The 20,232-nt window shown below is 71.4% G+C and carries 19 protein-coding genes; 4 read left to right on the top strand and 15 right to left on the bottom strand.

Annotated features, from left to right (window positions below):
* Positions 1-278 precede the first annotated feature (278 nt).
* Both OG303_RS40180 and OG303_RS40175 read right to left on the bottom strand, forming a co-directional pair.
* A complete protein-coding gene (locus OG303_RS40180; protein WP_405874835.1) occupies positions 279-473 on the bottom strand; it encodes a hypothetical protein in 195 nt (64 codons plus the stop codon).
* 199 nt (positions 474-672) lie between these two features.
* Complete coding sequence (locus OG303_RS40175) at positions 673-948, bottom strand: hypothetical protein (RefSeq protein WP_405874834.1); 276 nt, start codon at positions 946-948, stop codon at positions 673-675.
* A gap of 196 nt (positions 949-1,144) precedes the next feature.
* Here OG303_RS40175 and OG303_RS40170 point away from each other — a divergent pair, with 196 nt between their 5' ends.
* Positions 1,145-2,581: a protein kinase domain-containing protein gene (locus OG303_RS40170; RefSeq protein ID WP_405877702.1), complete on the top strand. Its 1,437-nt coding sequence runs from the start codon at positions 1,145-1,147 to the stop codon at positions 2,579-2,581.
* A 4-nt stretch (positions 2,582-2,585) separates the two neighbouring features.
* Here the strand turns inward: OG303_RS40170 and OG303_RS40165 are convergent, their stop codons facing one another.
* The 10 genes from OG303_RS40165 to OG303_RS40120 form a co-directional block, all read right to left on the bottom strand.
* On the bottom strand, positions 2,586-2,978 hold the full coding sequence (locus OG303_RS40165; protein WP_405874833.1) for an NUDIX domain-containing protein: 393 nt from the start codon (positions 2,976-2,978) through the stop codon (positions 2,586-2,588).
* 8 nt (positions 2,979-2,986) lie between these two features.
* Positions 2,987-3,805 (bottom strand): TrmH family RNA methyltransferase, encoded by an 819-nt coding sequence (locus OG303_RS40160; protein ID WP_405874832.1) that lies wholly within the window; start codon positions 3,803-3,805, stop codon positions 2,987-2,989.
* A 64-nt stretch (positions 3,806-3,869) separates the two neighbouring features.
* A complete protein-coding gene (gene cobA, locus OG303_RS40155; RefSeq protein WP_405874831.1) occupies positions 3,870-5,102 on the bottom strand; it encodes a uroporphyrinogen-III C-methyltransferase in 1,233 nt (410 codons plus the stop codon).
* A 145-nt stretch (positions 5,103-5,247) separates the two neighbouring features.
* Entirely contained in the window at positions 5,248-9,657 is a 4,410-nt protein-coding gene (gene cobT / locus OG303_RS40150) for a nicotinate-nucleotide--dimethylbenzimidazole phosphoribosyltransferase (RefSeq protein ID WP_405874830.1), read from the bottom strand.
* Positions 9,658-10,048: 391 nt separating this feature from the next.
* A complete protein-coding gene (gene cbiE / locus OG303_RS40145; RefSeq protein WP_405874829.1) occupies positions 10,049-11,269 on the bottom strand; it encodes a precorrin-6y C5,15-methyltransferase (decarboxylating) subunit CbiE in 1,221 nt (406 codons plus the stop codon).
* 123 nt (positions 11,270-11,392) lie between these two features.
* A complete protein-coding gene (locus OG303_RS40140; RefSeq protein ID WP_405874828.1) occupies positions 11,393-12,031 on the bottom strand; it encodes a GNAT family N-acetyltransferase in 639 nt (212 codons plus the stop codon).
* 160 nt (positions 12,032-12,191) lie between these two features.
* Positions 12,192-13,028: a MetQ/NlpA family ABC transporter substrate-binding protein gene (locus OG303_RS40135; protein ID WP_405874827.1), complete on the bottom strand. Its 837-nt coding sequence runs from the start codon at positions 13,026-13,028 to the stop codon at positions 12,192-12,194.
* A gap of 71 nt (positions 13,029-13,099) precedes the next feature.
* Positions 13,100-13,837 carry a methionine ABC transporter permease gene (locus OG303_RS40130; RefSeq protein WP_405874826.1) on the bottom strand — a complete coding sequence of 246 codons (738 nt, stop codon included), beginning with the start codon at positions 13,835-13,837 and terminating at the stop codon, positions 13,100-13,102.
* Positions 13,834-14,865, bottom strand: a complete 1,032-nt coding sequence (locus OG303_RS40125) for a methionine ABC transporter ATP-binding protein (protein WP_405874825.1) — start codon at positions 14,863-14,865, stop codon at positions 13,834-13,836. Before OG303_RS40125 ends, OG303_RS40130 begins: the two co-directional genes overlap by 4 nt.
* Positions 14,866-15,185: 320 nt before the next feature.
* Positions 15,186-15,836: an HAD family hydrolase gene (locus tag OG303_RS40120; RefSeq protein WP_405874824.1), complete on the bottom strand. Its 651-nt coding sequence runs from the start codon at positions 15,834-15,836 to the stop codon at positions 15,186-15,188.
* 69 nt (positions 15,837-15,905) lie between these two features.
* Here OG303_RS40120 and OG303_RS40115 point away from each other — a divergent pair, with 69 nt between their 5' ends.
* Together OG303_RS40115 and OG303_RS40110 are read left to right on the top strand one after the other, a co-directional pair.
* Positions 15,906-16,265: a hypothetical protein gene (locus tag OG303_RS40115; RefSeq protein ID WP_405874823.1), complete on the top strand. Its 360-nt coding sequence runs from the start codon at positions 15,906-15,908 to the stop codon at positions 16,263-16,265.
* Between the two features lies 1 nt (position 16,266).
* Positions 16,267-16,698, top strand: a complete 432-nt coding sequence (locus OG303_RS40110) for a hypothetical protein (RefSeq protein WP_405874822.1) — start codon at positions 16,267-16,269, stop codon at positions 16,696-16,698.
* Between the two features lie 91 nt (positions 16,699-16,789).
* Here the strand turns inward: OG303_RS40110 and OG303_RS40105 are convergent, their stop codons facing one another.
* The 3 genes from OG303_RS40105 to OG303_RS40095 form a co-directional block, all read right to left on the bottom strand.
* Positions 16,790-17,287 carry a GNAT family N-acetyltransferase gene (locus OG303_RS40105; protein ID WP_405874821.1) on the bottom strand — a complete coding sequence of 166 codons (498 nt, stop codon included), beginning with the start codon at positions 17,285-17,287 and terminating at the stop codon, positions 16,790-16,792.
* 46 nt (positions 17,288-17,333) lie between these two features.
* Positions 17,334-17,840, bottom strand: coding sequence for an RNA polymerase sigma factor (locus OG303_RS40100; protein WP_405874820.1), 507 nt, complete (start codon positions 17,838-17,840; stop codon positions 17,334-17,336).
* 74 nt (positions 17,841-17,914) lie between these two features.
* Complete coding sequence (locus OG303_RS40095) at positions 17,915-19,078, bottom strand: glycerophosphodiester phosphodiesterase (protein ID WP_405874819.1); 1,164 nt, start codon at positions 19,076-19,078, stop codon at positions 17,915-17,917.
* 422 nt (positions 19,079-19,500) lie between these two features.
* On the opposite strand from OG303_RS40095, the gene OG303_RS40090 reads away from it, so the two are divergent.
* The gene (locus OG303_RS40090) at positions 19,501-20,172 is read left to right on the top strand and encodes a lysophospholipid acyltransferase family protein (RefSeq protein ID WP_405877700.1); all 672 of its coding nucleotides are present in this window, start codon (positions 19,501-19,503) and stop codon (positions 20,170-20,172) included.
* The last annotated feature ends 60 nt before the right edge of the window (positions 20,173-20,232 follow it).

The following is a 20,232-nucleotide window of genomic DNA, read 5'->3' as shown; positions in this document are numbered from 1 at the left end:
AGTGCCGGCCCGTGCCGAGAGTCTCCCTGCGGGTGGGTGGGCGATCAGGACGACGGTCCTCGTCTTCGAACGCCCCACAGGCCGGATCGGGTGACCGGACGCGAGAGGCTCAGCCTCTGCAGATGGGGGGCGCCAGTGGGTGTGTGCGGGCATGGCAATGCCGGCGCAGCTCCCCAGCTGCGCCGGCATTTTTTGCCGTCCGCCGCACCCCCGTCCCCACGGGGTTTCATGGGTGGATGTCCCCGCCCGGACCGCTCTTCCGGGCCTGGGGTCGCCGCTCAGCGCCCCAGCATCACTCCCACGGACGACGCTTGTGTGGCCACGGTCTCCCAGCCGTCGAAGACGAAGAAGAGCAGGGCCGCCAGGGGAAGGGCCATGAGTGTCGCCACCAAAGGGTGGCGGCGGCCCGTGCGGCGGCGGAGTGCTGTGTGCCGCTCCGTGCGGATCAGTGTCCGCGGTGCCGTGTGGGCCATGGTCCCTCTCCTGACCGAACTCAGTTGTCGTCTGGCAGCGGCGGGTGTCTGACCTCGGGGGACGAGTGCTGCACCCGCCGCTTGACCTAAAATCTAGGCGTCCGGCGCTTGTCGCACGTCATGCCCTCGTACCGATTGCCGGGCCTCCCGGAGGATGAGCCGTGAGCTGGGGCGTACTCCCCTGGGTGGAGACGTGGACCTAGGTCTCAGGGTCTTCCCGGAGGGGGCGCCCGGTGTGCCCTGCCTTTTCCGAGCTGTCCTCCCTGGGGATCGGCTGCTCGACCAGCGCCAGCACCCGGGTCGCCATGAAGCGGGCCGTGCGGACCACGGAGCCGCTGCGGGTGACTTCGCTCACTTCCACGACACCTCGGCGTACCGCTGTCTCCACTCGGCGGCCTGCTCGGCTCGCCACCACCTCGTACGTCCGTGTCGTGTCGCCGGCGTCCACGACTATTTCCACGCGATCACCCTTCACGTGTTCAATCCCCCTTCTGTGATGGATGGTTGGGGTCGCAGACGGGGCAAAGTCCGCCTGCTCACGGGCTCCCTGACCACCCTTCAAGTCTCCCACCCGGCACTGACAATCGATCTGGGCGAGAGGGCGCGGCCTCTGCGCGCGGGCGGCCGTGGAAACGTAAGCTGTGCCACGTCACACGGACCGGGCAGCGGGGATGAACATGGCGATGATGCGCCTGAGGCGCGAGGACCCGCGCGTCGTCGGCTCGTTCAGGCTTCACAGACGGCTCGGCGCGGGCGGAATGGGCGTCGTGTACCTGGGCTCCGACAAGAAGGGGCAGCGGGTCGCGCTGAAGGTCATCCGGCCGGATCTGGCGGAGGATCAGGAGTTCCGGTCGCGGTTCGCGCGGGAGGTCTCGGCAGCACGGCGGATTCGCGGTGGTTGTACGGCACGGCTCGTCGCCGCCGACCTCGACGCCGACCGGCCGTGGTTCGCCACGCAGTACGTGCCGGGGCCCTCGCTGCACGACAAGGTGGCCGACGGGGGGCCGCTGGGTGCGGCCGACGTCGCTGCTGTGGGCGCCGCTCTCTCTGAGGGGCTCGTCGCCGTGCACGAGGCGGGCGTCGTGCACCGGGATCTCAAGCCGTCCAACATCCTGCTGTCCCCGAAGGGGCCGCGGATCATCGACTTCGGTATCGCCTGGGCGACCGGGGCCTCCACTCTCACGCATGTCGGTACGGCCGTCGGGTCGCCGGGATTCCTCGCGCCCGAGCAGGTGCGGGGCGCCGCCGTCACCCCGGCGACGGACGTGTTCTCTCTCGGGGCGACCCTGGCGTACGCGTCCATGGGCGACTCGCCCTTCGGGCACGGCAGTTCCGAGGTGATGCTCTACCGCGTCGTGCACGAGGAGGCGCAGCTGCACGGTGTGCCGGACGCGCTGGCTCCACTCGTGCGCGCGTGCCTCGCGAAGGACCCCGAAGAGCGGCCCAGCACGCTCCAACTGTCGCTGCGCCTCAAGGAGATCGCCGCCCGCGAGACGCAGGGGCTCGCCGACTCGCGTCCGCCCGCGCCGCGTGCCGGTGAGGCGGACCGGCCCACCGGGCGGCTCGCCGACACCTATCCGGAGCAGCAGCGCGAACAGCGTCGCCCGCAAGGCCCGCAAGGCTCGCAGGGGACCCCGCCGCCACGGGGTGCTTCCGCCGGGCCGCGTGGGCCCGCTCCGGCGCGGGGCGGGGCTGCTCCTTCGCGAGGCGGTGCTGCTCCTTCGCGGGGCGGCAGCGCCTCTCGCGGTGGCCCCGCCCCGTCCCAGCGCTCGGGGTCCCGGCCCACGCCGGCCTCGCGGAACACGACCCGCTCGGGGGCCGGGAACCGGCCCGCGCCGCGCAGCGGTCCCGGTCGTCCGGGGCCCAGGACCACCGGGACGGGACGGCGGCCGGCCAATCCGCGGCTGCTGCGGCAGCGGCTGTTCGTGTTCGTCGTCGTGACGCTGCTCGTGGCGCTCGGCATCGCCGCGGCCCAGGGCTGTCAGGGGCCGGCACGGGGGATCGGCGGCGACCGTGACTTCGTACAGACGCATACAGGACAGACGCATACAGGACATGCACAGACGCAGGTGCGGGCGCACGCTCAGGCGGGCGGCTCGGCGGAGTAGAGCGTCAGAGGGTCGGCAGGATTCGTTCGAAGAACTCTCTGTCGCCTTCGAAGACCGGCGTGAGGGCCAGGAACTCCTGGGGGGTGACCCAGCGGGCCTCGGCGACCTCGACGGGGTCGGGGACCACCTCGCCGCTGTTCGCGTCCGCCGTCCACCAGTGGAGGCGGAAGTGGCCGTCGTCGGTCTCCGACTCCCAGACCTTGGCGCCCGGGGAGACGGTGAGGCCGACCTCCTCGTGGACCTCGCGGACCAGGGCCTGTTCCTGGGTCTCTCCCGGTTCGATCTTGCCGCTGAGGGGCTGCCAGTAGCCGGGGCGGGAGACGGTGGGGCCGCGCCGGATGGCGAGCACCCGGTCGGCCCGGCGCAGGACCGCGACGATCGCCTCGCGCTGGGGCATCCGGGCTCCTAGGCCTGGGGGCGGCCCGTGGCCACCGCGTAGAAGGCGACCGCTGCTGCCGCACCGACGTTGAGGGAGTCGACGCCGTGGGACATGGGGATGCGGACCCATTCGTCGGCGGCGACCAGCGCCTGGGTGGACAGGCCGTCGCCCTCGGCGCCGAGCATCAGGGCGACCCGGTCCATCTTGTGGGGGGCGGCCTCGTCGAGGGACCTGGCCTTCTCGTCGGGGGTGAGCGCGAGGAGGGTGAAGCCGGCCTCGCGGACCGACTCCAGGCCCTTGGGCCACGTGTCGAGGCGGGCGTAGGGGACCGAGAAGACCGCGCCCATCGAGACCTTGACGCTGCGGCGGTAGAGGGGGTCGGCGCAGTCCGGGGAGAGGAGGACCGCGTCCATGCCGAGGGCCGCGGCCGAGCGGAAGATCGCGCCGATGTTGGTGTGGTCGTTGACCGACTCCATCACCACGACCCTGTGGGCGGCCTGGAGGAGGTCGGCCGCCATGGGCAGGGGCTTGCGCTGCATGGAGGCGAGGGCGCCGCGGTGCACGTGGTAGCCCGTCACCTGCTCGGCGAGGTCCGGGCTGACCGCGTACACCGGGGCCGGGAGTTCGTCGATGACGTCGCGCATGACGTCGACCCACTTGGCGGAGAGGAGCATCGACCGCATTTCGTAGCCGGTTTCCTTCGCCCGTCTGATCACCTTCTCGCCCTCGGCGATGAACAGGCCCTCCGCCGGTTCGCGCTTGCGGCGCAACTCGACGTCGGTCAGGCCCGTGTAGTCGCGCAGACGCGGGTCGTCGGGGTCCTCAACGGTGATGAGATCGGCCACAGGGTGATACTGCCTTGTCCTGGGTGTGCTGCCAACGGCTGGGAACGGGTTGGGTTACCCGGGGTTACGCGGACACCTGCGGCCCTACGGTGACGACCTCGCCGATGACGATGACCGCCGGCGGCCTGACCTCCTGCGTACGCACCCTTTCGGCGACCGTCGCCAGGGTCGCGTCGACGCGGCGCTGGGCGGCCGTGGTGCCCTCCTGAACCAGGGCGACGGGGGTCTCGGCCGGCTTGCCGTGCGCGACCAGGGTCTCGGCGATCTTTCCGATCTTGTCGACGCCCATCAGGATCACGAGGGTGCCGGTGAGCTTCGCGAGGGACGGCCAGTCGACCAGGGAACGCTCGTCGTCGGGGGCGACGTGGCCGCTGACCACGGTGAACTCGTGCGCCACGCCCCGGTGGGTGACAGGGATTCCGGCCGCGCCGGGGACCGAGATCGAACTGGAGATACCGGGGACGACGGTGCAGGGGATGCCGGCCTCGGCGAGTGCGTGCAGCTCCTCCATGCCACGGCCGAAGACGTAGGGGTCGCCGCCCTTCAGTCGTACGACCGACTTGCCCTGCTTGGCGTGCTCGATGAGCGCGTTGTTGATGGCCTCCTGCGCCATGAAACGGCCGTACGGGATCTTCGCCGCGTCGATCACCTCGACGTGCGGCGGGAGTTCGGCGAGGAGGTCGCGGGGGCCGAGGCGGTCGGCGATGACGACGTCGGCCTCGGCGAGCAGGCGGCGGCCGCGGACCGTGATCAGGTCCGGGTCGCCGGGGCCGCCGCCGACGAGGGCGACGCCGGGGGTGCGGGTGCGGTGGTGCGGCGCGACGAGGGTGCCATCACGCAGGCCCTCGACGACCGCGTCGCGGATGGCGGCGGTGTGGCGGGGGTCGCGGCCGCGGGCCTCGGTCGTGAGGACGGCGACGGTGACGCCTTCGCTGTGGCCGGTGGCGGGGGTCCAGGCCGTGGCGGCGTCGGCGTTGTCGGAGCGGACGCACCAGACGCGGCTCTGCTCCGCCTCGGCGGAGGCCCGGTTGTTCGCTTCCGTGTCGCTGGTGGCGATCAGGGCGTACCAGGCGTCCGCGAGGTCGCCTTCCTGGTACGGGCGCCGCTGCCAGGCGATCTCGCCCGCGTCCGCCATGGCCTCGACGGAGGGGGTTGCTTCGGGGGATACGAGGAGGACGTCCGCGCCTGCCGCGATGAGTGCCGGGAGGCGGCGCTGTGCCACCTGGCCGCCGCCGAGGACGACCACTTTGCGGCCGGTGAGTCGGAGGCCTACGGGGTAGGCGGGGTGTTCGGCCATGAGGGTGCGGCTCCTCGTAGGGGCTTGCGATGGGCGCTACGGCTCTGGAGCGGCCCTGACGTGCGGATTTTGGATTGCGTTCAGCGTACGGCGGGGGTGGGGTGGCCGCGACGGTGCGCGTGCCGACCCCACCCCCGGCCCGGGTCTACTTCTCGGTGACGCCCGCCGAGTCGAACGTCGCCACCTCGTGCATCGCCCGTGCCGTGCTCTGGACCAGCGGGAGGGCCAGGAGGGCGCCCGTGCCCTCGCCCAGGCGGAGGTCGAGGTCGACCAGGGGGCGCAGGCCCAGCTTGTTGAGAGCGGCCACGTGACCGGGCTCGGCGCTGCGGTGGCCCGCGATGCAGGCCGCGAGGACCTCGGGGGCGATCGCGCGGGCCACCAGGGCCGCGGCGCCGGCGCTGACGCCGTCCAGGATCACCGGCGTACGCAGGGAGGCGCCGCCCAGCAGGAGGCCGACCATCGCCGCGTGTTCGAAGCCGCCGATCGCGGCGAGTACGCCGATGGGGTCGGCCGGGTCCGGCTGGTGGACCTCGATGGCGCGGCGGACGACCTCGGTCTTGCGGGCCAGGGTCTCGTCGTTGATGCCGGTGCCGCGGCCGGTCACCTCGGCCGGGTCGGTGTCCGTGTAGACCGAGATCAGGGCGGCGGACGCGGTGGTGTTCGCGATGCCCATCTCACCGGTGAGCAGGGCCTTGTTGCCGGCCGCCACCAGGTCGCGGGCCGTCTCGATGCCCACCTCGATGGCCTGTTTGGCCTCCTCGCGGCTCATCGCGGGGCCGGTGGTCATGTCGGACGTGCCCGCGCGGACCTTGCGGGGCAGGAGGCCGGGGGTCGCGGGGAGATCCGCGGCCACGCCCACGTCCACGACGCAGACCTCGGCGCCGACCTGGCCCGCGAAGGCGTTGCAGACCGCTCCCCCGCCGAGGAAGTTGGCCACCATCTGGGCGGTGACCTCCTGCGGCCAGGGGGTCACGCCCTGGGCGTGCACACCGTGGTCGCCCGCGAAGATCGCGACAGCCGCGGGCTCCGGGATCGGTGGCGGGCACTGGCGGGACAGGCCCGACAACTGCGCGGAGATGATCTCCAGCATGCCGAGCGAGCCCGGCGGCTTCGTCATCCGCTTCTGCCGTTCCCAGGCCTCGCCCAGCGCCTTGGCGTCCAGCGGGCGGATCTGCGCGACGGTCTCGGCGAGCAGGTCGTGCGGCTCCTCGCCGGGCAGCGCGCGGCGGCCGTACGTCTCCTCGTGCACGACCCACGACAGCGGGCGGCGCTTGGACCAGCCGGCCTGCATCAGCTCGGGCTCGTCCGGGAACTCGTCGACGTAACCGACACAGAGGTACGCGATGACCTCCAGGTGCTCCGGCAGTCCGAGGGCGCGGACCATCTCGCGCTCGTCGAAGAAGCTGACCCAGCCGACACCGAGGCCCTCGGCGCGGGCCGCGAGCCAGAGGTTCTCGACGGCGAGGGCGGCGGAGTACGGGGCCATCTGCGGCTGCGTGTGGCGGCCGAGGGTGTGGCGGCCGCCGCGGGTCGGGTCGGCGGTGACGACGATGTTCACCGGGGTGTCGAGGATGGCCTCGATCTTCAGTTCCTTGAACTGCTTCGCCCGGCCCTTGGGGAGGGACTTGGCGTAGGCGTCGCGCTGCCGCATGGCCAGTTCGTGCATGCTGCGCCGGGTGTCGGCGGAGCGGATGACGACGAAGTCCCAGGGCTGCGAGTGGCCGACGGACGGGGCGGTGTGCGCGGCCTCCAGGACACGGAGCAGCACCTCGTGCGGGATCGGGTCGCTGCGGAAGCCGTTGCGGATGTCGCGGCGCTCGCGCATGACCTTGAGGACCGCCTCGCGCTCGGCCTCGTCGTAGGCGGGCGCGGCCGGGCCGGTGGACTGTCGTACTTCTTCCACTGCGGCCGTGCTCTCTTCTTCCTGGTCGGCGGCCCTGGTGTCCAGGTCCTCCGCGTGCTGTACGAGTTCGGAGTCGGCCTCCCGCGGGGCGGGGACCGTGGCGATCGGCTCCGGCGCCTGCCCTTCCTCCGGGAGGAGGGTGAGGGCGTGCGACGGAATCGGGGCGAGGCGCGGGGTGGTCGGCACGGAGCCCTCGACGGGCACGAACTGGCCCACGGACTCGTCCGGGTGGTGCTCCGCAGGGGCCGCGGCGAGCGGCTGGAGGGTGTCCGTGCCAGGTGTGTCCGTGCCGGGCGCGGAAGGGGCCGGGTCGGCAGCGGCGGCATCGGTCGGCAGTGCGGGCGTGGCCTCGGCGGGGGCTGCGGCGGTCTCGGGGGCGAGTGCCTCCGCGGCGTTCGCCTGGTCCGTCGGGGAGCCCGCGTTCGCCTGGTCCATCGGGAAGCCGCCATCCGCCGGTTGCACGGCGTCCGGGTCGAGGGAGATGGGAGACGCGACGGGGGCGGCAGCGGCCACGGGCTGTGGGGTGGCATCCGCGGCGACGTGCGCGTCGGCGTCCGTGGCGGCGGGCGACGGTGCGTCCGGCGCGGACTGGACTGGGTGCCCGCTCAAGTCCTGTTCCTGGTCCTGACTTTGGTCCTGGTCCTGGCTCTGGGGCGCGTGCCAGGCGTCCACCAGCTGGAGCGACGGCTCGGGCGCGACGGTGGTGTCCACGGCCGGTGCTGCGGAGGCGTCCGCGGGATGCGCGCTGTGTGCCGCGTCCGGGGCCGACGGGAAGGCGGTGGCACCGGCGACTTCTTCAGCGCCGGGCGCGTGCGCGGGCACGGCCGTCTCGGCGGTCGGGGCAGGCTCGACGTCGGCGGCCTGAAGGGGCTCGACGGTGCCGGCTTGGGCGGGGTCGAGGGACACGGGCTGGGCTGCGTCGAGAGACTCGGCGGCAGCGGCAGCGGCACCGGCAGCGACCTGAACGGCGTCCGGTGCCGGAACTGCCGGCGTCTCCGGAGCCTGAGCGGTCTCGGGCGCGACGAGGTCGGGGGATGGCCCGGTCTCGGGCGCGACCGCCTCGGACAACTGCTCGTTCCCGGGCGCCACCGCGTCGGGGGTGTGCTCGGCTTCGGGTGCGACCGCCTCGGGGGTCGGTCCGGTCTCGGGTGCGACCGCCTCGGGCAACTGCCAGTTCTTCGGCACCACCGAGTCCACGAACTGCGCGCCCTCGGGTGCCACCGCCGCGGCGGCCTGCCCGTTCCCGAGCGCAACCGCTTCGGCGATCGGCGCGCCCTCGGACGGAGCAGCATCGGCGACCGGCGCCGTGTCTGCCGTAAAACCCTCGGCGACCGGTGTGCCCTCAGCCGCCGGCGCGCCGTCCGGGGTGTGCGCCGCCTCCGGAACCTGACCGGCCTCCGGCACGGGCAGCGCCCCAGGAGCCGGCCAGGCCTGCGGCACAGGCTCAACTCCGGGAGTCGGCCCAGCTTCCGAACCGGCCGCGGCCACATCGGGCTGGTCGCCCTCCGGGGCGATTCCGGCGCCGGGCGTCAGCCCTGCCTCCGGAACAGAACCGAACGCATCGCCCTGCCCGGCGTCGGGAGCAGCAAAGGGAACAGCACCCTGTTCCGGCTCCGCGGCGGCCCCCGTTGCGGCAAAGGACCCGCCGTCCGCGGCGAACTCGCCCGGCGTAGCGTGCCCTTCGGCCGGAGCGGCGCCTGTCTCAGGGACGAACCCACCCGGAGTCACGTGGCCGCCGTCGGCAGCAACCCCCGCCGGAGCGACGGGCCCACCGTCCGCGGCGAACCCACCCCCGGAAACGTGCCCGCCGTCCGCCGGCAGCCCACCCGCGGCGGCCCCGGCTCCGGCGACATGTCCGCCCTCCGCCGCGGACACCCCCACCGGAACCTGCCCGCCGTCCGGGCCGTACGCCACGTCGGCAGCGTCCGCTGCCTGCGCCCCGTACATGCTCTCAACGCTCTGCACCGGCTGCGCGCCGTGAGCGAGTTCGCCGTGCTGTGCCGGCGCCGGCGGTGCGGCCACGGCCGCGAGGTGGGCCATGGCGTCCTGGGCAGCCGGGCCCGCCGGCTCCGTGTTGAGCTCAGCCTCCGGAACAACCGTTTCGGCAGCCGGGGCCTCGGTGCTCACCGGCACCTGCACCGCGGCCTGCGCCTGGGCATCCCACGGGGCCGCGCCCTGCAGGGGCATCTCGCGGAGCTGGGGGGCGTCGAAGTACTCGGGGCCGGTCGTCGGCGGGCCGGACTGCCATACCGGTGCGCCCGCGGGGCCGCGGTCGGCGAGGGAGCGGACCGGGCTCGCCGACGCGTCGGGGATCGGCGGGCCGAGGTGCAGCGGGCGGCGCGGCGGGACCGGCGCCGAGGGCGGCGTGGGACTGGGCAGACGGACGCCGCCGAGATCGACCGAACCGCTGTCGCGGCCCGCCGTCTCGTGCGGGCCCGGCTCGTGGAGGGTCTCGACGACCGGCTCCGGCGCGGGCGGGGCGACCTCGTTGCCCCACGGGCTCTGGGCGCCCGGCAGCAGCAACAGGTCTTCGTCCTCGGCGGTGGTCTCGGAGAGGTAGGTGTACGCACCGTGCGCGGGGACGCCCGGCTGCTCCACCATGCCTGCGCTCTCCGGCAGTCCCTCGCCCGGGACCTGGCCGGTGTCCGTCATGCGTACCCCTCGCCCATCGGTTAGTGCTTCTACGTCCAGCCCACCGGGAACGGCGCACCGACCGCCCCCGTAGTGAAGAACGAGCGTGTATGCCCAGCGGCACGAACGACCCGCCCGTAAAAGGCGACAAAGCCATTCAGTGGCATTGTCCCGGCCGTTCGTCCGCCACGACAGCTTGATCCGCGACGGCCCGCTGTGGACTGCGCCACGTTGCGCGTCCTCCGGTTCTGCCGTACCACACCCACCCCAAAAGGGGCGTGTTTTCCGGACATTGGCGAACGAAGTGCCGGGCCACCCGGTGCGGTACAACGGTCGGCCAGCCTACCGCGAGCGGTACGACTACAGGATCACCGGTACGGAGAAAACAGGATCACTGGGACGCCGAACGGGGTCACTGTGTGCGCTCCGGGAGCACACCGCTGAGCAGGAACGCCACGCTCCGCTCCTTCTCCGTCCAGGCCCGGGTGTCGAGTTCGACGGACTGGATCAGGGCGCACTCGACCCGGTAGCCGTGCTCCGTCAGGTCCCGGCCGACGAGTTCGGCCGCGTCACGGGTCGCGGCGTGCGTGACGATGCGCTGCGGACGGCGGTCGGCGACCGCGGAGACCACGGCCGCTCCCCCGCCGCCGACGCGGACGACGTCCGGCTCGGGGAGGTTCTCCAGGACGTGCGGGGCGGTGCCGTGCACGATCTGCAGCTGGACGCCGAAGCGGCGTGCGGCGGTGTCGGTGCGGGTGCAGGCCTGCAGATCGCGGTCGACGGCGATGACGCCGGCTCCGGCGCGCGCGGCCTCGGTGGCGAAGGCGCCGCTGCCGCAGCCGATGTCCCAGACGAGGTCTCCCACCCGCGGTCCCAGCCGGGCGAGTTGGGCGGCGCGGAGCAGATCCGTCTCGCCCTCGCCGAGCGGGCCGTCGTACGCCTCGGCGGGCAGTGCCCAGCCGCGCGGTCCGGCGCCCGGGTCACCTCCGGCGAGCCAGCCGCCGCCCTCCCCGGAGGCACCCGGTCCGGCGGGTCCGCCGATGACGATGACGAGGTTCGGGTCGCGCCAGGTGTGGTCGGGGGCCTTGTCGGAGGTGACGACGGTGACCTGTTCGCGTTCGGTGCCGAGTTCCTCGCAGATGACGAAGGTGCGGTGGACGCCCTCCAGGAGCAGGCCGAGTTCGGCGGGACCGGCGCCGGGTGAGGTGAGAACGGCGACCTTGGCGTGGGCGCGGCACACGTTCACCGCGCGTCGCAGCGTGCGGCGGTGTGCGACGACCACCTGGGCGTCGTCCCAGGGCATGCCGGCGCGCGCGAAGGCCGCGGCCACGGAGGAGACAGCGGGAACGACCTCGACCTCAAGGCCGAACTCGGGTGCGCGCAGGGTCCGTACGACGCCGAAGAAGCCCGGGTCGCCGTCGGCCAGCACGACCGCGGAGCCGCGGTGGCCGGCGATCCGGCGGGCGGCGAGGGCGGCGCTGCCGAGGCGGATGCGCTCGGCTGTCGGCGGCACCTCGGGGAGCGCCAGGTGGTGGGCGGCACCGGCCACCAGCGTGGCGGCGCCCAGGGCGGAGCGTGCCGCGGCGGTCAGCGGCGAGCCGTCCCAGCCGATCACCGTGACGCGGTCGGCCATCGTCGTCAGTCTCCAGGGGGTTTCTGCGCAGGTCGTCGGAGGCAGCCCGGGCGGGCTCCGTGAGGGTACCTGGTGGAGCGGGCGGGGGCGCTCGGCGGTGGTGCCGTCCCAGAAGTCCCGGGGTCAGTTCCAGTCGGGGAATGCCGTGAAACCATTACTGTCGGCCAGCTGCTCGCCCGCGCCGTCCAGATCCTCGGGCAGCAGGCTCCACACGATGAAGTCGGTGCGTACGTCGGTCCAGGTGCCGTCCTCGGCCCGGACGTGCGCTATGCACGCGTTGCGCAGGACGCCCTCGCTGATGCAGCCGATCTTCTGGGCGACCTGCTGGGAGGCGGTGTTGTCGGCCGCCGTGCGCAGCTCGATGCGCTCCAACTTCTGGTCGCGGAGGAGCCATTGGGCGGTGGCGAGCGCCGCCTCCGAGGCGTAGCCCTCGCCGCGGGCCCAGGGGGCGATGATGTACGACATCTCGGTGGACCGCACATGCCAGTTGGTCTTGGCGAGTTGGACGATGCCGACCAGACGCTGGGTGAGGAACTCGGTGACGGCGAGGTCGAGTCCGCGGCCGGCGGTGCGTTCCGCGGGGGCGTACTCGCTGATCCAGGTGCGGGCCCTGTCCTCGGTGTAGGGCTGAGGGACGTCGGTCCAGGCGCCGACCTGCTCGTCGTTCATCATCTCGGCCAGCGCGGGCACGTCGTCCTCATCGAGGGGACGCAGCACCAACCGCTCCGTGCTGATGGAGATGTTGGGGAAGGTGCTAGCCATGCGCCGCTCCGTAACCTTTGGAAAATGTTCAGGGCCTGCTGAACTGCCCAGCATGCAGCATGAAAGCACCCAACCGCACCACGGGGTCCACTCCTGGTGAGCGAGTGGACCCCGTGCGTGGCGATACGCGGTATACGCCCCGTCAGCTTGCCGAAAGGCGTCAGAAGGACGGGATGACCGAACCCTGGTACTTGTCCTCGATGAACTTCTTGACCTCGGGCGAGGTGAGGAGCTTCGCGAGCTTCTTCACGCGCGGGTCCTTCTCGTTACCCTTCTTCACCGCGAGGAAGTTGCCGTACGGATTGTTCTTCGCGGACTCCAGGATCAGGGCTTCCTTGGCGGGCTTGAGGCCGGCGGAGATCGCGTAGTTGCCGTTGACGACAGCGGCGTCCACGTCGTCCAGGGAGCGCGCGGTCTGGGCCGCCTCGACCTCCTTGAACTTGAGGTTCTTCGGGTTCTTGGAGATGTCCTGCGGGGTCGCCTCGTTGCCCGCGCCGTCCTTGAGCGTGATGAGTCCGTTGGCAGCGAGCAGCTTCAGGGCGCGCGCCTCGTTCACGGCGTCGTTCGGGACGGCGATCGTCGCGCCGCTCTTCAGCGCGTCGGCCTTCTTGATCTTGTGGGAGTAGAGGCCGAGCGGCTCCAGGTGCACCGTGACAACGGGCACGATGTGGGTGCCGCGCTTCTTGTTGAAGTCGTCCAGGTACGGCTGGTTCTGGAAGTAGTTGGCACCCACCGAGCCGTCCTCGGTCGCCGTGTTCGGCACGATGTAGTCCTGGAACTCCTTGACCTCCAGGTCGAGTCCGGCCTTCTTCGCCAGGTTCTTCTTGACGAAGTTCAGGATCTCGGCGTGCGGGGTCGGGCTCGCGGCGACGACCAGCGGTCCGCTGTAGTCGGAGGAGCTCGAGGCGGAGTCCGAGCCCGAGCCGCAAGCGGTGAGCCCGAAGGTGAGGGCTCCGGCAGCGAGGACGGCGGTGGTGATCTTGGTGGTGTTACGCACGAAAAGTGCCTTTCCATATGGGTGGAGCGGCCCCGCGTTGGGTGTGCGGGGAGTTCAGGGCAGGGGAACCGTCAGGCGACCTTGCCGACGTCGCCGGTCGCGGGCTCCTCGGCCTTCAGCAGGCGCAGCCTCGGCGCCGCGCCGGAACGCCCGCCGCGCCGGTGCAGGGAGCGGGCCGCGTAGTCGCCGGCGAACTGGATGACCGAGATGACGACGGCGAGGATCGCCACGGTGATCCACATGAGTTCGGTCTCGAAGCGCTGGTAGCCGTAGCGGATGGCGATGTCGCCGAGACCGCCGGCGCCGACCGTGCCGGCCATCGCGGAGTAGCCGATGAGGGCGACGATCGTGGTGGTGGTGCTGGAGATCAGCGAGGGCAGCGACTCGGGTACGAGGACCTTGCGGACGACGGTCCAGATGTTGCCGCCCATCGACTGCACGGCCTCGACGAGCCCGCCGTCCACCTCGCGGACGGCCGTCTCGACCAGGCGCGCGAAAAAGGGGATCGCCCCGATGGCGAGCGGCACGATGGCGGCCTCACGGCCGATGGTCGTCCCGGTGATCCAGCGCGTGAAGGTCATCAGCGCGACCATCAGGATGATGAAGGGCATCGAGCGGGCGACGTTCACGATCTGCCCGATGACCTTGTTGGCGACGACATTCTGGAGCAGTCCGCCCCGGTCCGTCAGCACGAGCAGGATGCCGAGCGGCAGCCCGCCGACGACGGCGATCAGCGTGGACCAGCCGACCATGTAGAGGGTGTCCCAACACGCCTGGGACAGCAGCGGTTGCATCTCGGACCAGGTCACTTGGCACCTTCCTTCACCAGCAGGGGCTCGCCCACGACGTCGATCTGCAGGCCCTGTTCGCGCAGGAAGCCGATCGGTACGACGTTGTCCTCGTAGCGGCCGGGCAGTTCGATGCGCATCCGGCCGACCTGGAGGCCGCCGACGGTGTCGATGGCGGCGCCGAGGATCGAGATGTCGATGTTGTAGGTGCGCGAGAGCTGCGAGATGACGGGCTGGGTGGCGGCCTCGCCCTGGAAGGTGACGTCGACGACGGTGCGGTCGGCGTCGGTGGCCTCGCCGCCCACCGGGAACAGCGCGGCGGCCAGCTCGGAGCCGGGCGTCGCGAGCAGCTCGCTCACCGTCCCGGACTCGACGATGCGCCCGTTCTCCATCAGCGCGGCCGAGTCGCAGATCGACTTCACGACGTCCATCTCGTGGGTGATGAGCAGGACGGTCAGGCCCAGCTGCCGGTTCAGGTCGCGCAGCAGCTGGAGGATGGAGCGGGTGGTCTCCGGGTCGAGGGCGCTGGTGGCCTCGTCGGACAGGAGGACCTTGGGGTCGCCGGCCAGGGCGCGGGCGATGCCGACGCGCTGCTTCTGGCCGCCGGAGAGCTGGGCCGGGTAGGCCTTGGCCTTGTCCGCGAGGCCCACCAGGTCGAGGAGTTCGAGCGCCTTGCGGGAGCGCTCCTTGCCCGACCTGCCGAGGATCTCGAGCGGCAGCTCGGCATTGTCCTGGACCGTGCGCGAGGACAGCAGGTTGAAGTGCTGGAAGACCATGCCGATACGGCTGCGCGCCAGGCGGAGTTCCTTGCCGGCCCGGGGACCGCGTCCCGCGAGGGCGGTGAGGTCCTGCCCGGCGACGGTCACCGTGCCGGCGGTGGGCCGCTCCAGCAGGTTGACGCAGCGGATGAGCGAGGACTTGCCGGCGCCGGACTGGCCGATGACGCCGTACACCTCGCCTTCGCGCACGTGCAGATCGACGCCGTCCAGAGCGGTGACCTCACGGCCGCGCGAGCGGTAGACCTTGGTCAGGCCTGATGTCGTGATCACTGGGGGTTTCCGTCACTGTCGAGTACGCGGGCGTGGGTGTGCCCGGGTACGGGAGGTAAGTCGTGCGCGGGCACATGGGTCACGTACGGCGTTCACGGCGTACGGACATGCCACGGCGGCTCGCTTCGGGGCGCGAGGCTCAGGGTGGTGCGGGGGCCCTCTAGAAGGCGCGCATTCGACACATACAACGAGCACCGGGCGTCATGGTCGCCTCGGTCGCAAAGGTGCGGCTGCTCGTGGTGGTCATGCGATCAGTAAAGCAGACGTATCGAAGTGACCAAGAACCTGCTGTCCGCATGACGGACAGCGGTGGACGGGGGTCAGCCGCGGACGGAGATCTCCACTCCCCCGTCGGTGACCAGCACGGACAGGGCCGAGAGGTCCGTGACCACGAGGTCGGCGTCGAGCTCGTGGGCCTCGTGCGTTGTGGCCAAGGCCACGGTGGTCATGCCCGCGGCGCGGCCGGCCTGGAGTCCGGCCGGGGCGTCCTCGAAGACGACGCAGTGGGCCGGGTCGACGCCGAGTCGGCGGGCGGCGAGGAGGTAGGGCTCGGGGTCGGGCTTGCCGCGGGTGATGTCGTCGGCGGCGACGAGGGTCTTGGGCAGGATGCCGACGGCGTCGAGGCGGGCCTCGGCGAGGCGCCGCGTGGCCGAGGTGACGACGGCCCAGCGCTCGCCGGGCAGCGCGTCGAGGAGGTCCTTCGTGCCGGGGAGCAGACGGACTCCCCCGTTGGGCACGTCCTCCACCTCCAGCAGCTCGATCCGCGCAACGGCCTCCGGTACGACGTCCGCGGGCAGCAGGTCGGCGGCTATCTCCACGGCCGGGCGCCCGTGCAGTTCGACGCTCCGGAACTGCTCGGCCGTGATGCCGTACTCGCCTGCCCAGCGGGTCCAGCAGCGGTCGACGGAGTCGAGGGAGGAGACGAGGGTGCCGTCGTTGTCGAACAGGAGGGCTCGTGCGTGGATCTTCATGATCCCGACCCTACGGTGCGCGACGGGGGCGACCGCATCCGGTCGTTTGGCCCGTAATAGGCTCGCGGCATGCTTGATGCCCTGACGCTGGTGACCGGCGTCGCCGCGCTGCTGCTCGCCGCCTGGTGCGGCTGGGCCGCCTACCGTGATCAGCCGACGAAGGACTGGCACTTCATCGGTATGGCCGTGGTGTCGCTGCTGGCCGTGGTGCAGTTGGTGATCGGGATCGTGCAGCTGGCGCGGGGCGAGAAGGCGGAACAGGGCACGACGATCTTCGTGGCGTATCTGCTGGGCGCGTTCGCGTGCGTGCCGGCGGCGGGCTTCATGTCCTTGGCGGAGCGCACCCGTTGGGGCTCGGTGACGGTGGCCGCCGGCGGTATCGTCCTGGCCGTTCTCGAAGTGCGGCTCTATGACATCTGGGGAGGCTGAGGTGACCTCGGTGCAGGAGAAGCCCACGAGGACGCGACTGATCAGCGGGCCGGGCATGCTGCTCGTCTGGTTCTACGGCGTGATGGTCGTCGGGGCCGTGTCGCGGTCCGTCTACCAGATCGCGACCGAGTTCGACCGGGCACCGCTCGCCTATTCACTGTCGGCCGTCGCCGGTGTCGTCTACGGCTTCATCACGTACTCGCTGGTGCGCGGCGGCGAGCGGGCCCGCAGGGCGGCACTGTTTTGCTGCGCGGCCGAGCTGGTGGGTGTCCTGACGGTCGGCACCTGGACGCTGGTCGACCGGTCGGCGTTTCCCGACGCCACGGTGTGGTCGGACTACGGGATGGGATACGTCTTCATTCCCGTGCTCCTGCCGTTGACCGCGATGTACTGGTTGCGTAAGTCGCGTGCGCCGCAGGGGGATGCCGCCTGACGCCGTCAGGCGGCAGCGTGCCCGCCATGGCTGGTCGCGCCCACGCGGCGGAGCCGCGTATCGGTGCAGCCCCGCGCCCCTTTGGGCGCCGTCAGGCCGTCGTCGCGTACGTGTTGGCCGGCTTCTCCAGGACGATCATCGGTACCCCGTCGTTGCCCTGGGACGTGCCGACCGCCTCGTAACCCACCCGCCGGTACAGCCGCAGGTTGCCCTCGCTGCGGTGGCCGGTGTGGAGGCGGAACACCTTCGCGCCGCGTTCCTCCGCGAGCGCCGACTCGGCCGCGCGCAGCAGCCTCGCGCCGATGCCGTGCCCCTGGAGACGGGGGTGGACGCAGAGCTTGCCGATGGCGGCGGAGCCGTCCTCGGTGATCCGGCCGCGCACCGAGCCGACCACTTCTTCGCCGAGCCGTGCCACGAACACGCAGTCCGCGGCCACCTCCTGACGGACCGAGTCGAGGCTCTGGACGAGCGGGTCGATGCGGTAGTTGCCGTACAGCGCCGCCTCGCTCTGGAAGCACAGGTACTGGAGCTTGAAGATCTGCTCTGCGTCCTGCTCGGTCGCCACCGAGATGGTCACGCTCATGCCCATGTGCGCACGCCTCCCGCTCACCTGATCGCCACGTTGTCCCTCACTCCTATCCCCGCGCTTCGCCGCCCGCAACCTCCGGCGGGAGCAAACGACGGAGACATCCCAGGCATCTGGAACGTTCCGGACCGAGGCTGCCCTGTGAGATACCCAACTCCCCCGCGATTTCCCGGTATGTCAGGTCTTTCGGGGAGAGCAGCGCCTCCATCAGCCGGGGGCAGCGGCCGGGGAGGCGGCGCACCGCGTCGCGCAGGGCCCGGCGGCGGGCCGCCGCGAGGGCCAGGTGTTCGGGGTCGCGGTCGATGTCGTCGACCGGCTCGATGTCGTACGGCCGCTCGAGACGGGTCGTACGGCGGGTGCGGCGCGCCTCGGAGCGGACGGCGCTGCGCAGCCAGCGCTGGGGGTCGAGAGGCGGGCCGTCCACCTCCAGGCGCTCCAGGAGGCGGAGCCAGACCGCCTGTTCCAGATCGCCGGGCTCGGTACCGGAGGCATGTGCCTCCGCGGAGGCCTCGGCGGTGAGTAAGGGGTGCAGGGCGGCAACCAGATCGTGCGTCATATGCGGCATGACACGGCTGCCCGGGCTCGAGGTTGCCCGGGCGGCCGACAATCACCCCAACCGGGGCCGGGCGCTCAGCTGTTGACGAAGTCCTCGCGGGCCAGCACGGCGGTGTCCGCGTTGTCGGAGAAGACGCCGTCGATGCCGGTCGCGAAGTACGTCTTGAACGCGCCGAAGGCGTCGCCGTAGGCATCCGCGTCGGTGCCCTTGCGGTACTCCGTGGGCAGGAAGGGGTTCTCGTTGCGCATGGTGTACGGATGCAGGATCAGCCCGACCTTGTGCGCGTCGGCGACGAGGGTGGTCCGCTTGTCGAGGCTGCCGTCCGCCTTCTTCGTGATGACCAGGTCGAGGGTCGGGCCGAGACCCTGCGCGTAGCCGGCGATCTCCCTGAGCCCCTTCGGGGTGATCAGGTCGGCGACGGTGCGCGGGTCGCCGGCCTCGACGAAGTCCCAGGGGCGGCTATCGGCGGTGGAGAGCAGGACGACCAACGGGTTGTCGACCAGCTTGTTCAGGCGCTGGATGCTGCCCGGCTCGAAGGACTGCAGGATGACCGCCGAGTTCCGCTTGTCCTTGCCGTACTTGTGCAGCAACTTGGCGACCCGCTCCTCCAGGCCCAGGCCCAGCTTGCGGAAGTAGGTGGGGTGCTTGGTCTCGGGGTAGATCCAGACCTGCTTGCCGCGCTTGCGGGTCTGCTCGTCCTGCCACTTCAGGACCTCTTCGAAGGTGGGGATCTCCCAGCGGCCGTTGTAGAGGGTGTTGTGCGGGCGGTTGGCCGGGATGCGCTCGATCGCGCGCAGCGTCTTCAACTCGGCGAGCGTGAAGTCCTCGGTGAACCAACCGGTGGTGGAGACACCGTCCAGGACCTTGGTGGTCTTGCGGCCGGCGAACTCCGGGTGGTCCGCGACGTTCGTGGTGCCGCCGATCTCCGGCTCGTGCCGGCAGACCAGATGACCGTCCTTCGTCGGGACCAGGTCGCCGGCCTCGACGATGTCGGCGCCCAGGTCGAGGGCCAGGTTGTAGGAGCCGAAGGTGTGCTCGGGACGGTAGCCGCTGGCGCCGCGGTGGCCGATGATCGTCGGCGTGGGCAGGCTCCGCAGCCCGCCGCCCCCGTGCCCGGCGCCCGCGGCTCTCGCCGTACCGGTCAGACCCAGTACGGCTCCGCCAGCGCCCAGCATCGCCGCGCCGAGAAGCGCGCGTCGCCCGGTACCGCCTGTCTGCTCGTTCTCCTGCGTTCCCATGAGCGCCTCCCCTGACGTCGGCTCGATCTCTTCGTCCAGCGGGCCGATCGTAGGGGCGTGGACATGACGTGAGGGAGGCCCCGGCCGGAACACGCGGGTGACTCGGGATGTCGTATGGGAACGAATGTCTGACGGGCCGTCGGCATCGAGGCCGGGGAGCGGGGTAGACGGTCCATACCGGCTCCCCCCTTTGGCGGCCGGCGAACTCCGTTCGGCGGCACGCGGCGATCTTTCAGCGCCGCGCGACTTCCGTCACATGGTTCCGCCCTGGTTACGGGCAGGAAACGCGGTGTCACCCCAGGTGAACCCACGTCAACAGTGCGTAAGACCTCGGTGAACCCGATGTGCAAGACCCCGGGGACCGCGAGTATCGTCCTCACCTGCACAGACTTATACCGAATCGCTTGACACCGGAGGGCCTGTTGTCCCGCTTCGCGCTCATCAAGGCAGTGCTCGGACCGATCATGCGCCTGATGTTCCGCCCACAGGTGGAGGGCGCGGAGCACATCCCGGGCGACGGTCCCGTCATCCTGGCCGGCAACCATCTGACCTTCATCGACTCGATGATCCTGCCCCTGGTCTGCGACCGTCAGGTCTTCTTCATCGGCAAGGACGAGTACGTCACCGGCAAGAGCCTCAAGGGCCGGCTCATGGCCTGGTTCTTCACCGGCGTCGGCATGATCCCGGTGGACCGCGACGGCGGCCGCGGCGGTGTCGCCGCCCTGATGACCGGACGTCGAGTGCTCGAGGAGGGCAGGGTCTTCGGCATCTACCCGGAGGGCACGCGGTCTCCCGACGGGCGCCTGTACCGGGGCCGTACCGGTATCGCCCGGCTGACCCTGATGACGGGTGCGCCCGTCGTGCCCTTCGCGATGATCGGCACGGACAAGCTGCAGCCGGGCGGTGCGGGCATTCCCCGTCCCGGGCGGGTCACCGTCCGGTTCGGTGAGGCGATGGAGTTCTCGCGGTACGAGGGGATGGACCGCGACCGGTACGTGCTGCGGGCGGTGACCGACTCCGTGATGGCCGAGGTCATGCGGCTGTCCGGCCAGGAGTACGTGGACATGTACGCCACCAAGGCCAAGGCCGCCTGAACCGACGGGTTTTCCGGAGCCGTACGCACCTGCGAGGGTGCGTACGGCTCTTTTGTTCGG

This window comes from Streptomyces sp. NBC_00005, from assembly GCF_045160215.1.
In the GTDB taxonomy this organism is placed as follows: Bacteria; Actinomycetota; Actinomycetes; order Streptomycetales; family Streptomycetaceae; genus Streptomyces.
Note: the sequence above shows the minus strand (reverse complement) of the source record. Positions and strands in the feature narration are given on the sequence as shown.